The organism is Kitasatospora sp. NPDC059646 (assembly GCF_042734615.1).
GTDB lineage: Bacteria > Actinomycetota > Actinomycetes > Streptomycetales > Streptomycetaceae > Kitasatospora.
The window spans coordinates 45242-57929 of sequence record NZ_JBHWDS010000039.1; the positions used below are offsets into that span (position 1 = coordinate 45242).

General features: G+C 73.6%; 10 protein-coding genes. 4 read left to right on the top strand and 6 right to left on the bottom strand.

The annotated features are described in order from the left end of the window. Positions 1-54: 54 nt before the first annotated feature. Together ACFV1L_RS24970 and ACFV1L_RS24975 are read left to right on the top strand one after the other, a co-directional pair. The gene (locus ACFV1L_RS24970) at positions 55-609 is read left to right on the top strand and encodes a hypothetical protein (protein ID WP_380369473.1); all 555 of its coding nucleotides are present in this window, start codon (positions 55-57) and stop codon (positions 607-609) included. After that, positions 606-1022 (top strand): DUF6924 domain-containing protein, encoded by a 417-nt coding sequence (locus tag ACFV1L_RS24975; protein ID WP_380369475.1) that lies wholly within the window; start codon positions 606-608, stop codon positions 1020-1022. Before ACFV1L_RS24970 ends, ACFV1L_RS24975 begins: the two co-directional genes overlap by 4 nt. Positions 1023-1029: 7 nt before the next feature. Here ACFV1L_RS24975 and ACFV1L_RS24980 read toward each other — a convergent pair whose 3' ends face one another. Next, positions 1030-1887 carry an ABC transporter permease gene (locus ACFV1L_RS24980; RefSeq protein WP_380369478.1) on the bottom strand — a complete coding sequence of 286 codons (858 nt, stop codon included), beginning with the start codon at positions 1885-1887 and terminating at the stop codon, positions 1030-1032. Continuing rightward, positions 1884-4601, bottom strand: coding sequence for an alpha/beta fold hydrolase (locus ACFV1L_RS24985; RefSeq protein WP_380369480.1), 2718 nt, complete (start codon positions 4599-4601; stop codon positions 1884-1886). Before ACFV1L_RS24985 ends, ACFV1L_RS24980 begins: the two co-directional genes overlap by 4 nt. A gap of 309 nt (positions 4602-4910) precedes the next feature. Here ACFV1L_RS24985 and ACFV1L_RS24990 point away from each other — a divergent pair, with 309 nt between their 5' ends. Next, positions 4911-5924, top strand: coding sequence for a mechanosensitive ion channel family protein (locus ACFV1L_RS24990; RefSeq protein ID WP_380369481.1), 1014 nt, complete (start codon positions 4911-4913; stop codon positions 5922-5924). A 102-nt stretch (positions 5925-6026) separates the two neighbouring features. On the opposite strand, the gene ACFV1L_RS24995 is transcribed toward ACFV1L_RS24990, so the two are convergent. From ACFV1L_RS24995 to ACFV1L_RS25010, 4 genes are all read right to left on the bottom strand, one after another. Next, positions 6027-6488 carry a GNAT family N-acetyltransferase gene (locus ACFV1L_RS24995; protein WP_380369482.1) on the bottom strand — a complete coding sequence of 154 codons (462 nt, stop codon included), beginning with the start codon at positions 6486-6488 and terminating at the stop codon, positions 6027-6029. 1 nt (position 6489) lies between these two features. Further along, positions 6490-7428 carry an RluA family pseudouridine synthase gene (locus tag ACFV1L_RS25000; RefSeq protein ID WP_380369483.1) on the bottom strand — a complete coding sequence of 313 codons (939 nt, stop codon included), beginning with the start codon at positions 7426-7428 and terminating at the stop codon, positions 6490-6492. Between the two features lie 51 nt (positions 7429-7479). Further along, positions 7480-8181 (bottom strand): signal peptidase II, encoded by a 702-nt coding sequence (gene lspA / locus ACFV1L_RS25005; protein WP_380369505.1) that lies wholly within the window; start codon positions 8179-8181, stop codon positions 7480-7482. Positions 8182-8305: 124 nt separating this feature from the next. Next, the gene (locus ACFV1L_RS25010; protein WP_380369485.1) at positions 8306-8809 is read right to left on the bottom strand and encodes a TraR/DksA family transcriptional regulator; all 504 of its coding nucleotides are present in this window, start codon (positions 8807-8809) and stop codon (positions 8306-8308) included. A 583-nt stretch (positions 8810-9392) separates the two neighbouring features. Here ACFV1L_RS25010 and ileS point away from each other — a divergent pair. Next, positions 9393-12524 carry an isoleucine--tRNA ligase gene (ileS, locus tag ACFV1L_RS25015; RefSeq protein ID WP_380369486.1) on the top strand — a complete coding sequence of 1044 codons (3132 nt, stop codon included), beginning with the start codon at positions 9393-9395 and terminating at the stop codon, positions 12522-12524. The last annotated feature ends 164 nt before the right edge of the window (positions 12525-12688 follow it).

Sequence of the window (12688 nt, forward strand, 5' to 3'; positions counted from 1 at the left end):
GGCCCCCCGCGCGCCGCAACGGAGTTGTCACACCCCTCGGGAAGAGTGCCGGACATGGCCGAACAGTACGTCACCGCGTTCGCGGTGGACGCCGCGCTGCTGCTGCGCCTGCCCGGCTCGGGCGGGCCGGGGCTGCCGGGCGTCCCACCGTCCGCTGCCCTGACCGAACTGCTCTCCGGCCGCCTGCGGGCCGGCGCGGACTCCCGCTACACCGCGCTGCTCCCGGCCCTCGCGGGCACCCTCGGCACCCCGCTCGGCGAGGTGGTCCTCCCCGGCCGCCACTGGGACGAACTCACCGGCGTCTTCCGCGCCCTGCGCCTGCCGGCCCTCGCCACGCTCTGGTCCCGCCGCTGGCCCTGGCCCGACGGCGCCACCGACGACGGGCCCTGGCCCTGCCCCACCCTCACCCCGCACGCCGCGCTCCCCGCCGTGCTCGCCGACCTCGACGCCCTCGACCCCGGGGCGCTCCCCGACCACCCCACCGACCACCTGGAGGACGAGGACCTCGAGGACGCCGCCTGGTTCCTCTCCGAGCACCTCCCCACCTGGGCCTCCCACGCCCACACGCAGGCCCTCGACCTGCTGCTGCTCCGCGACGGCGCCCGGTGACCCCTCGGCTGCCGCCGGCCCGGGGCGCCGCCCTGCTGGTGCGCACCGACTTCACCGACCCGGCCGCCTGGCGCCGCCTGCGCCGGACGGTCGCCGCCCCGACCGCCGACGGCTTCCTCCCCGTCGTCACCGAAGTCGACGACCCCGTCCTCGCCGGCCTCGCAGTCGCCGCCCTGACCGCCTGCCTGCCGCCCGACCACGGCCGTCCGCTGCTCGTACTGGCCGACCGCCGGGCCCTGTCGGACCCCGAACTCCCCCTGCTGGCCGCCCACCTGCGCGAGCCGGCGGCCCCGACCGTCCGGGTCGCCGCCGCCGCGCTGTGGAGCATCGAGAACAACCTGTCGCTCGCCAACCTGGACTACGCCGACTTCGTCCGCGCCGCCGGCCCCGACGGCGTCTTCCGCGGCTTCTGACCGGCCGTCAGGACACCACGTCCTTCGTCGCGAAGCCCCGGAACGCCAGCGCCAGCAGGATCACCGAGTACGACAGCGACAGCACCACGCCCTGGACCATCCCGCCCCACTCCAACTGCGGCTGCAGCGCGTCCGCCCAGGCGTACTGCCAGTGCGCGGGGAACCACTCGCGCAGCGAGCCGAGCGCGGTGACGGCGTCCAGCACGCCCGTGATGATGGACGCGAACACCGCGCCGCCGACCGCGCCCAGCGGCGCGTCCGTCGCGGTGGAGAGCCAGAACGCCAGCGCGCCCACCACGATCTCGGCCAGGAAGACGAACAGCACCGCGAGCGCCAGCCGGGGCAGCGCCTCCGTCGCGGACAGCGTCGCCCCGGTCGGCAGCTTCAGGTCGCCCCAGCCGTACGCGGCGGTGCCGACCACCAGGCCGACGCCGGGCAGCAGCACGATCGCCGCGGCCGAGAACGCCATCGCCACCAGGAACTTCCGCGCCAGCAGCCGTGCCCGCGGCACCGGTGCCGCCAGCAGGTACCGCAGCGAGGACCAGCTCGCCTCGGAGGCCACCGTGTCGCCGCAGAACAGCGCCACCGGGATCACCAGCAGGAAGCCGGTGCCCATGAACAGCAGCGTGGCGGCGAAGTTCGCCCCGGACGCGGTGGCCAGCTCGATGAACGTGGTGCGGTTCTCCCGGCCCGGCGTGCCGCCGATCCGGAAGGCCGCCAGCACGACGAACGGCAGCAGCGCGAGCACCCCGCCGATCACCAGCGTCCGGCGCCGGCGCAGCTGACGCATCGCCTCCACCCGGAGCGGCAGCGTCCGCCCCGGCCGGTACCCGGGCGCCGCCGTCTCCACCACCGTGCTGCTCATGCCGCTCCTCGGATCAGGGACAGGAAGGCGTCCTCCAGCCGTCGCTGCGGGCCGATGCCCGCCACCGGCACGCCCAGGCGCACCAGTTCGGCGGTCAGCCGGCTCACCGGCAGGCCGTCCAGGCGGACCAGCAGCCCGCCGTCCACGGCCTGCGCCGACTCGACGCCGTCCGTCGCGGCCAGCTTCTCCGCGACCGCGGCCGTCTCCGCGAACCCGGCCTCGACGCTCACCAGCAACTGCTCGCCCGCACCGGTGATCCCGGCGGTCGGCCCCGCCACCACCAGCCGGCCGCGCTCCATCACCACCAGGTGGGTGCAGGACTGCTCGACCTCGGCGAGCAGGTGGCTGGAGACGATGACCGTGCGCCCGGCGGCGGCGTAACGGACCATCACCTCCCGCATCTCGCGGATCTGCGGCGGGTCCAGCCCGTTGGTCGGCTCGTCCAGGATCAGCAGGTCCGGCAGCCCCAGCATGGCCTGGGCGATCGCCAGCCGCTGCCGCATGCCCTGCGAGTACGTCCGCACCGCGCGCTCCAGCGCCTCGCCGAGCCCGGCGATCTCCAGCGCCTCCGCGAAGTGCGCGTCCTCGACCGGACGCCCGGTCGCCGCCCAGTACGACTCCAGGTTGGCCCGCCCGCTCAGGTGCGGCAGGAAACCCGCGCCCTCGACGAACGCCCCGACCCGGGACAGCACCGGCGCACCCGGCCGGATCGCGTGCCCGAACACCCGGATCTCGCCCTCGTCGGGGCGGATCAGGCCCATCAGCATCCGCAGCGTGGTGGTCTTGCCCGCACCGTTCGGCCCGAGCAGGCCGAGCACCTGCCCGGCCTCCACCCGGAACGACAACTCCCGCACCGCGTACCGGTCCACCGAGCCCTTGTACTTCTTCGACAGGCCGGTGATCTGCAACGGCACCCCGGCCAGCTCCGGGTCCGGCGCGGGCGGCGCCACCCGCCGCCGGCGCGCGAACACCAGCAGCGCGCCGACCGCCAGCGCCACCAGCGGCAGCACCCACGTCCGGTCGGGCACCGGCGCGGCTTCGGTCCGCAGCCCCTCCACCGTCGGCACGCCCAACGGCCCGGCCGCGGCCACCGTGTACGTCGCGGCCTGCGCCGGCGAGGCGTACGCCAGGTCGGTGGACGCCAGCACCAGCCGAAGCCGGTGCCCGGCCGGGAACTCGTGGTCCACCGCCGGCAGCGTCACCTGCACCGTCCGCCCGCCCGGCGCGTCCGCCCCGGTCACCCGCAGCGGGGCCGCCAACTGCTGCGGCAGCGACTGCTTCCCGTCCGGCGCGACGTCGTACAGCTTCGCGAACAGCACCGCCTCCGGGACGTCCGCCGCCACGTGCACGGCCACCGTCGGCGCACCCGTCAGGTGCAGCGCGCCGCCGAGCGGCGCGGAGTCGAAGGACGCGAACTGGCCGGGGAAGTCGATCGACAGGCCCGCCCCCACCGAGGAGAGCTGCGACAGCGCCCCGATGCCCGGCAGCGTCGAGATGTTCGGCGGCGACCCGCCCGGCGGGTTCGCGATCCGCTGCTCACGGCCCGTCAGCTCCACGCTGCGCACCGCCGTCCCGCCCAGCCCCGGGTAGCTGTCGGCGTCCGCGCCGCGCAGCACCGCCTGGAAGCCCGTCGAGTCGACGCCACCCGTGCGGGTGACCCGGAACGCGGGGCCGGTCGAACCGCCGCCGCCCTTCAACCAGTGGTCGAACCAGGCCGTCACCCGGTCGTCGACCCGGGTGCTGCTCTCCTGCCCGCCGTCGTGGCCCGCGCCGAACCAGTCCACCGCCACCGGCGCACCGTTCGCGGCCACCGCCCTGGCGATCCGGTCGCCCTGGTCCAGCGGGAACAGCGAGTCCTGCTGCCCCTGGACCACCAGCGTCGGCACCTTGATCCGGTCCGCCACCGAGGACGGGCTCGACCGCTCCAGCACCTGCACGGCGTCCGCGTCCGGCCGGCCGGCCGCCGCGACCCGGTTGTACATCGCGCACAGCTCGTCCCGGAACCGCCCGCACCCCACCGGACCCTGCTGCCCGTCCTGCTCCGCACCGACCGGCGCCGACGCCGAACCGGTGGTGAAGAAGATCCCCGCCCAGAGCTTCTTGAACACCCCGTCCGCGGCCGAACTCCCCTGCGCCGCCTGCGGGAACAGCGCATCCGCCAGGTTCCACCAGGTGATCTGCGGGGCGATCGCATCGATCCGCCGGTCGTACCCCGCCGCGAGCAGCGACACCGCCCCGCCGTACGACGCGCCCGTCACCCCGACCCGCGGATCCCCCGCCCCGTCCAACTGCACCTCGGGACGCTGCGCCAGCCAGTCCACCAGCCGCGACACGTCCGCGACCTCGCGCTCCGGCTGGTTCAGCCCGATCTGCCCCGACGACGCGCCGAACCCGCGCGCCGACCACGTCAACACCGCGTACCCGGCCCGGGCCAGCTCCTCGGCCCGCTGCCGCTCCCCGTCCTTCGACCCGCCGAACCCGTGCGCCAACAGCACCGCCGGACGCCGTCCCGAGCCACCCGCCGTGAAGAACGACGTGTCGATCCGGACGCCCTCCGACACCTCCAGGAACCGGTCCTCCCGGTGCACCGCCGCCGGCTCCCCCGCCACGGCCGCCACCGCACCCCCACCGGCCAACAGCGCCACCACCGCGCCCCCGGCCACCACCACCCGCCGACGCATCACCCACCCGCGCCACGCCTCAGCGAACCCCATAGTCGCCGATCCTAACCACGCCCCGAGTAGGACTCCCGTTAACGCCCCCCGCCCCCGCCCGGCCACCCCGGCCCCTCTCACCGCCGCCCTCGCTTCCCCGCCGGCGAGCAACGGGCGGGCGCAGATTCCCGACCACCCGCGCCCCGCCCCCGCCCGCCCCTCCCGAGGGCGGACTCCCCCTACGCCCGTCCCTTCCCCTTCCCGCAGACGGGCCGCGGGCAGGCGGATGGGCGCAAAGGTCCCAAATCGCCCCCAAGCCGCACGCTATCGTGCAATTCCCCACCCCTCGCGCACGCCCCGAGGTGCTCCGTGCTGTGGCCGCTCGCCAGCCTGCTCTCCGCGATCTTCGCGACCTTCTTCGCCGGCTGGCTGCTCGACCAGATCCTTCAACGGCTCGCCGCCCGCCGCCCCGACTCCCCGCTCTGGGAGCCGCTGCGCCGCTGCCGGATCCCGTTCCAGCTGGCGCTGCTCACCGCGCTGCTGCTGCTCTTCCACCCCACCCGCCGCTTCTTCCCGCACCACGACGACGCGGCCGTCCGCCACGCGGTGCTCCTCGCGCTGATCGCCTCGCTCGGCTGGCTCACCGTCAGAGTCCTGGCCGCCACGCTGGAAGCGGTCCTCGCCCGCTACGAGACGGTCACCGAGGACGCCTCCCGGGTCGGCCGGGTCCGGACCCAGCTCGGTCTGGTCCGCCGGGTCGGTTCGGCCCTGGTGTGGGTGGTGACGGTCGGCGCGATGCTGCTGACGTTCGGCGCGATGCGCACCGTCGGCGCCAGCCTGCTCGCCTCCGCGGGCCTGATCGGCATCGTCGCGGGCATCGCCGCGCAGTCCACCCTCGGCAACTTCTTCGCGGGCCTGCAGATCGCGTTCTCCGACACGGTCCGGATCGGCGACACCGTCGTGCTGGAGGGGCAGCAGGGGACGGTCGAGGAGATCACCCTCTCCTACCTGGTGCTGCGCCTGTGGGACTACCGCCGCCTGGTCGTCCCGGTGTCGTACTTCGTCTCCAGGCCGTTCGAGAACTGGACCCGCCGTGACCCGGGCCTGCTCGGCTGGGTGCTGCTCCACGTCGACCACCGCACTCCGGTCGGGGCCCTGCGCGCGGAGCTGGAGCGCTTCCTCGCCGCCACCGACCTGTGGGACGGCGAGGAGTGGTCCCTGACCGTCACCGACACGACGCCCTCCACCATCGTGGTCCGCGCCCTGATGACGGCCCGCAACCCGGACGACGCCGCCGCCCTCAAACTGGCCGCCCGGGAACACCTGGTCGCCTATCTGAGGGACCGTCACCCCGAGTCCCTCCCCCGGGTCCGCACCGACTGACGCACCGGCAGACTCACCCGCCGACGCGCCGACCGGCTCACCGCCCGACGCAGAGGGCGCGGGCCGACACCCCGTCGGCCCGCGCCCTCCCGTGCGGAACGGCTACAGCACCCGCGTCATCGTCCGGTGCGGGATCCCCGCGTCCTCGTACTCGGGCCCCTCGGCCGCGTACCCGAGCCGCTCGTAGAAGCCCAGGGCGTGGACCTGCGCGTGCAGTTCGAGCTCCTTCGCCCCGCGCTCGCGCCCGAGGTCCTCGACGGCCCGCACCAGTCGGGCGCCCAGGCCGGTGCCGCGGGCGGCGGGGACGACGGCGAGCCGGCCGAGCAGCACCCGGTCCGCGACGCCGCCGGTGAGGGCGAGGGCCTGCGGGCCGGAGATCAGCCGGGCGGTGCCAAGCGGGGCGCCGTCCTCGCCGACGGCGAGCAGGTGCGCCGAGGTCGGGTCGTACTCGTCGTACTCCAGCTCGGCGGGGATCTCCTGCTCCTCGACGAACACCGCGCGCCGCACCGCCCAGACCCGGGCGAGGTCGTCCTCACTCTCGGCGAGCCGGATGGTCGCGGCCATCTCAGCTCTCCGCCGCGATGACGTCGAGCGCGTGCTGCAGGTCGTCGGGGTAGGCGGAGGTGAACTCCACCCAGCGCCCGTCCTCGGGGTGTTCGAAGCCGAGCGAGACGGCGTGCAGCCACTGCCGGGTCAGGCCGAGCCGCTTGGCCAGCGTCGGGTCGGCGCCGTAGGTGAGGTCGCCGACGCAGGGGTGGCGCAGCGCGGACATGTGCACCCGGATCTGGTGGGTGCGGCCGGTCTCCAGCTTGATGTCGAGCAGCGACGCCGCGCGGTACGCCTCGATCAGGTCGTAGTGCGTCACCGAGGGCTTCCCGTCACGGGTGACCGCCCACTTCCAGTCGCTGCTGGGGTGGCGGCCGATCGGCGCGTCGACGGTGCCGGAGAGCGGGTCGGGGTGGCCCTGGACCAGCGCGTTGTACTTCTTCTCGGTGACCCGGTCGTGGAACTGCCGCTTCAGGTCGGTGTAGGCGCGCTCGGACTTGGCGACCACCATGATGCCGGAGGTGCCGACGTCGAGGCGGTGCACGACGCCCTGGCGCTCGGCGGCGCCGGAGGTGGAGATCCGGTAGCCGGCGGCGGCGAGGCCGCCGATGACGGTGGGGCCGGTCCAGCCGGGGCTGGGGTGCGCTGCGACGCCGACGGGCTTGTCGATGACGACCACGTGGTCGTCGTCGTGGATGATCCGCATGCCTTCGACGGCCTCGGCCACGATCTGCACCGGGGCGGCGGGGGCGGGGATCTCGACCTCCAGCCAGGATCCGGCGGTGACCCGGTCCGACTTCCCGGCGACCGCGCCGTCCAGGGTGACCTTGCCCTCGGCGGCGAGCTCGGCGGCCTTGGTGCGGGAGAACCCGAACATCCGGGCCAGGGCGGCGTCCAGCCGCTCACCCTCCAGGCCGTCGGGTACGGGGAGGCTACGGGTCTGCGCTGCGATACTCACCCACCCGAGTATGCCCGACCCGTACCCGCCCCCTTCACGCCAGCGGGCCGGTCAGGCCTTGGGCTGCCCGTCCCCGCCGTCGGCGGCGGGCTTCTCCTCGGCCTTGGCGGCCGGCGCCCCGTGGACGGTGCCGTCCGGGTTGGAGCCGCGGAAGGACAGCAGGACGACCAGGATGCCGCCGCAGACGATCGCCGAGTCGGCCAGGTTGAAGACGGCGAAGTGCTGGACCGAGATGAAGTCGACCACGTGGCCGCGGAACGCGGAGGGGGAGCGGAACAGCCGGTCGGTGAGGTTGCCGAGGGCGCCGCCGAGCAGCAGGCCGAGGGCGATCGCCCAGGGCAGGCTGTACAGGCGGCGGGCGATCCGCCAGATCACCACGATGACGCCGGTGGCGATGGCGGTGAACAGGATGGTCATCGCCTGGCCCATGCCGAACGCGGCGCCGCCGTTGCGGATCACCTGGAGGGTCATCCAGTCGCCGATCACCCGGATCGGCGCGGTGCGGTTCTCCAGGTCGGCGACGACCAGCAGCTTGGAGCCGAGGTCGATCAGGTAGGCGAGCAGCGCGACGACCAGCAGGACGCTGATCCGGCGGCGGCGGACCACCGCGCGGGCGCCGTCCGCGGCGGTGGCGCCGCCCTGGGCCGGGCGTTCCTCGGGCGCGGCGGGGCTCACCCGGTCACCCGCCTCGGTGGAGGGGGCGCTGGGGACGGCGTCGTCCTGGGTCTGGTGGGAACCTGGCGTGCTGATGATCCGCTCCGCTGCCGTGGGAAAAGCCGGTCGTCGTTACGGGGACGAGAGTACGACACCCGTGGGCCCGTCGGCCGCCCCGTACGACAATGCGCGGGGTACGGGGCGGCCGGGGTGCGGACCGGGGTCAGCGGCGCTCCTGCTTGGCCTTGCAGCTGACGCACAGGGTGGCGCGCGGGAAGGCCTGCAGGCGGGCCTTGCCGACGGGCTGGCCGCAGGACTCGCAGATGCCGAAGCCGGTGCCTTCGAGGCGGGCCAGGGCGCGTTCGGTCTGGGCGAGGCTGTCGCGGGCGTTGTTGGCGAGCGAGAGCTCGCTCTCCCGGTTGATGTTCTTGGTGCCGGCGTCGACCTGGTCGTCGCCCGCGCCGTCGTTGGAGTCCCGCATCAGGCCGGCGATGGCGGCCTCGGAGGCCTCGATCTCGGAGCGCAGCCGGACCAGGTCGGCGGCCAGTTCGTCGTGGAGTTCGGCGACCTCGGCGGCCGTCCACGGCTCTTCGCCGGGGCGGACCGGCAGGTCGGCCGGGTCGACCGCCTCGGCGCCGCCGCGCGCGCCGGAGCCGGCCGGCACGTGGTTGCGGCTGCTGGCCGCGGTGTGTCCGGTGGTGCCGGTCTTTCGCCGCGCAGTACTCACGGTCCCCTCCCCTGGGTCGCCCGCCACGGCCTTGCGCGACCTGGCGGTCACGGTTCCTGTCGCCTTCTCAGCCATGGCTTTCGACCTCATTCACGAATGATCAGAAGCGTCGGTTCCCGACGATCTTGCCGGTCCCGGAACGATAAACCCCATCGAATCCCCCTACAACGGGACATACCGAAGCGTTTCTCCGATCCCACCCGGCCAGCCGCCGTCGGTGCCGGCGCTGCACAAGTTGTGCCCAGATCGCCCGGGGCTAACCACCCGGGCCCCGGCTCGCGGGTGCGCGAAACGGCTTGCGGGGGCCGATACACTGGGCCGTGCAAGGCGCAGATGGGACGAGTACCGACGTACGCAGCCACGAGCGACCCGGGGACGGTGCGAGCCCGGGGGTGTGCGCGGCGGGAAGATCACCCCGGAGCCGCCGGAAGAACGGCCCGGCCAGGGCCTACTAGACCCGGCAGCAAACCCAAAGAGAGGGCCGCAGCGCGCGCGGTCAAGGAGGGTGGTACCGCGGGGCGGCTCGCCGTCTCGTCCCTCCGTCGGAGCCAGTCCACGCATCCGCCGGAGGTAGACGCACCCCATGTCGCCCACCTACAACCTCGTTCCGCCGCAGGTCGACCTGCCTGCCCTGGAGCACCAGATCCTCTCCTTCTGGCAGGACCAGAAGATCTTCCAGCGCAGCCTGGAGCAGTCCGAGGGCCGCCCCGAGTGGGTGTTCTACGAGGGCCCGCCCACCGCCAACGGCATGCCCGGCGCGCACCACATCGAGGCCCGCGTCTTCAAGGACGTCTTCCCGCGGTTCCGCACCATGAAGGGCTACCACGTGGCCCGCAAGGCCGGCTGGGACTGCCACGGCCTGCCGGTGGAGCTCGCGGTGGAGAAGGAGCTGGGCTTCTCCGGCAAGCCGGACATCGAGAAGTACGGCATCGCCGAGTTCAACGCCAAGTGCCGCGAGTCGGTGACCCGGCACACCGACGCGTTCGCCGAGCTGACCGAGCGGATGGGCTACTGGGTCGACCTCGACCAGGCCTACCGCACCATGGACCCGTCGTACATCGAGTCGGTGTGGTGGTCGCTCCAGCAGATCTTCGACAAGGGCCTGCTGGTCCAGGACCACCGGGTCGCCCCGTGGTGCCCGCGCTGCGGCACCGGCCTGTCCGACCACGAGCTGGCCCAGGGCTACGAGACCGTGGTCGACCCGTCGGTGTTCGTGCGCTTCCCGCTCACCTCCGGCCCGCTGGCCGGCGACGCCGCCCTGCTGGTGTGGACCACCACCCCGTGGACCCTGGTCTCCAACACCGCCGCCGCCGTCCACCCGGAGGTGACCTACGTGGTCGCCACCGACGGCAACGAGCGCCTGGTCGTCGCCGAGCCGCTGGTCGGCAAGGCCCTCGGCGACGGCTGGGAGACCACCGGCGAGTCCTTCACCGGCGCCGAGATGGAGCGCTGGGCCTACCGGCGCCCGTTCGACCTGGTGGAGATCCCGGACGCCCACTACGTCCTGACGGCCGACTACGTCACCACCGAGGACGGCACCGGCATCGTCCACCAGTCGCCCGCGTTCGGCGCCGACGACCTCGCCACCTGCCGCCGCTACGGCCTGCCCGTGGTCAACCCGGTGGAGGCCGACGGCACCTTCGCCGCCGACGTGCCGCTGGTCGGCGGGGTGTTCTTCAAGAAGGCCGACGAGACCCTGGTCGCCGACCTGAAGGCCCGCGGCCTGCTGTTCCGTCACCTCCCGTACGAGCACAGCTACCCGCACTGCTGGCGCTGCCACACCGCGCTGCTGTACTACGCGCAGCCGTCCTGGTACATCCGGACCACCGCCGTCAAGGACGCGATGATCCGCGAGAACGAGGCCACCAACTGGTACCCGGAGACGGTCAAGCACGGCCGCTTCGGCGACTGGCTGAACAACAACATCGACTGGGCGCTGTCCCGCAACCGCTACTGGGGCACCCCGCTGCCGATCTGGCGCTGCGAGGACGACCACCTGACCTGCGTCGGCTCGCTCGCCCAGCTCTCCGAGCTGACCGGCACCGACCAGTCCGGGCTGGACCCGCACCGCCCGTTCATCGACGAGGTCACCTTCCCCTGCCCGCAGTGCTCCACCACCGCGGTCCGGGTGCCCGAGGTGATCGACGCCTGGTACGACTCGGGTTCCATGCCGTTCGCCCAGTACGGCTACCCGTACCGCAACAAGGAGCTGTTCGAGCAGCGCTACCCGGCGCAGTTCATCTCCGAGGCGATCGACCAGACCCGCGGCTGGTTCTACACGCTGATGGCGGTCGGCACCCTGGTGTTCGACAAGAACTCGTACGAGAACGTCGTCTGCCTGGGCCACATCCTGGCCGAGGACGGCCGCAAGATGTCCAAGCACCTGGGCAACATCCTGCAGCCGATCCCGCTGATGGACCAGCACGGCGCCGACGCCGTCCGCTGGTTCATGGCCGCCGGCGGCTCCCCCTGGTCGGCCCGCCGGGTCGGCCACGGGACGATCCAGGAGGTGGTCCGCAAGACCCTCCTCACCTACTGGAACACCGTCTCGTTCCAGGCCCAGTACGCCCGCACCGTCGGCTGGGCCCCGTCCGCGACCGACCCGGCCGCGGCCGACCGCCCCGCGCTCGACCGCTGGGTGCTGTCCGAACTGCACACCCTGGTGCGCGAGGTGGACGCCTCCTACGAGGCGTACGACACCCAGCGGGCCGGCAAGCTGCTGTCCGGCTTCGTCGACGACCTGTCCAACTGGTACGTCCGCCGCGCCCGGCGCCGCTTCTGGCAGGGCGACGCCGCCGCGCTCGCCACCCTGCACGAGGCGCTGGAGACCGTCACCCGCCTGATGGCCCCGCTCACCCCGTTCATCACCGAGCGGATCTGGCAGGACCTGGTCGTCCCGGTCACCCCGGAGGCCCCGGTCTCCGTGCACCTGTCCAGCTGGCCGGTCGCCGACGAGACGCTCGTCGACGCCGAACTGTCCAAGGACATGGCGCTGGTCCGCCGCCTGGTCGAGCTCGGCCGCGCCACCCGCGCGGAGTCCGGCGTGAAGAACCGTCAGCCGCTGTCCCGCGCGCTGATCGCCGTCCAGGGCTGGGAGGAGCTCTCCGCCGAGCTGCGCGCGCAGATCGCCGAGGAGCTGAACGTCTCCGTCCTCGAATCCCTGTCCGGGGTCGGCGGCTCGCTGGTCGACGCCTCCGCCAAGGCCAACTTCCGCGCCCTCGGCAAGCGCTTCGGCAAGGGCGTCCAGGACGTCGCCAAGGCCGTCGCCGCCGCGGACGCCGCCCGGCTCTCCGCCGAGCTGCGCGCCAACGGCGAGACCTCGGTCGAACTGAACGGCGAGACCGTCACGCTCTCCCCCGACGAGGTCGTCATCACCGAGACCCCGCGCGAGGGTTGGGCGGTCGCCAACGAGTCCGGCGCGACCGTCGCCCTCGACCTGGAGATCACCCCGGAGCTCAAGCGCCTCGGCGCGGTCCGCGACGCGATCCGGCAGATCCAGGAGGCCCGCAAGAAGTCCGGCCTGGAGATCGTCGACCGGATCCACCTCCAGCTCGCCACCACCGACGAGGACACCCTCGCCGCCCTGACCGAGCACCAGGACCTGATCGCCGCCGAGGTCCTGGCCGAATCCCTCGGCCTCACCATCACCGACCCCGACGCCCCGCGCTTCACCGACGAGGGCCTCGCCCTGGAGTTCACCCTCCGCAAGGCGTAGGCGCTCCCCGTCCCACCGCAGGATCGCGCCGTGCCGGCACGTCGTTGCCCACGGCGCGATCCTGTGGTGCGCGCGCTTCCCCGCGCTCCCGTCTTCGCGCCTGCGCGCCGCACGCCCGCACGACGCGAAGGGCGCCCCCAGCCGTTGCGGCCAAGGGCGCCCTT

What these genes read in the sequence shown, in the direction of transcription:
- ACFV1L_RS24995 (WP_380369482.1), bottom strand. Translation starts at nt 6,488, where the DNA reads ATGGCCGCGACCATCCGGCTCGCCGAGAGTGAGGACGACCTCGCCCGG.
- ACFV1L_RS24980 (WP_380369478.1), bottom strand. Translation starts at nt 1,887, where the DNA reads ATGAGCAGCACGGTGGTGGAGACGGCGGCGCCCGGGTACCGGCCGGGG.
- ACFV1L_RS24970 (WP_380369473.1), top strand. Translation starts at nt 55, where the DNA reads ATGGCCGAACAGTACGTCACCGCGTTCGCGGTGGACGCCGCGCTGCTG.
- ACFV1L_RS24985 (WP_380369480.1), bottom strand. Translation starts at nt 4,601, where the DNA reads ATGGGGTTCGCTGAGGCGTGGCGCGGGTGGGTGATGCGTCGGCGGGTG.
- ileS (WP_380369486.1), top strand. Translation starts at nt 9,393, where the DNA reads ATGTCGCCCACCTACAACCTCGTTCCGCCGCAGGTCGACCTGCCTGCC.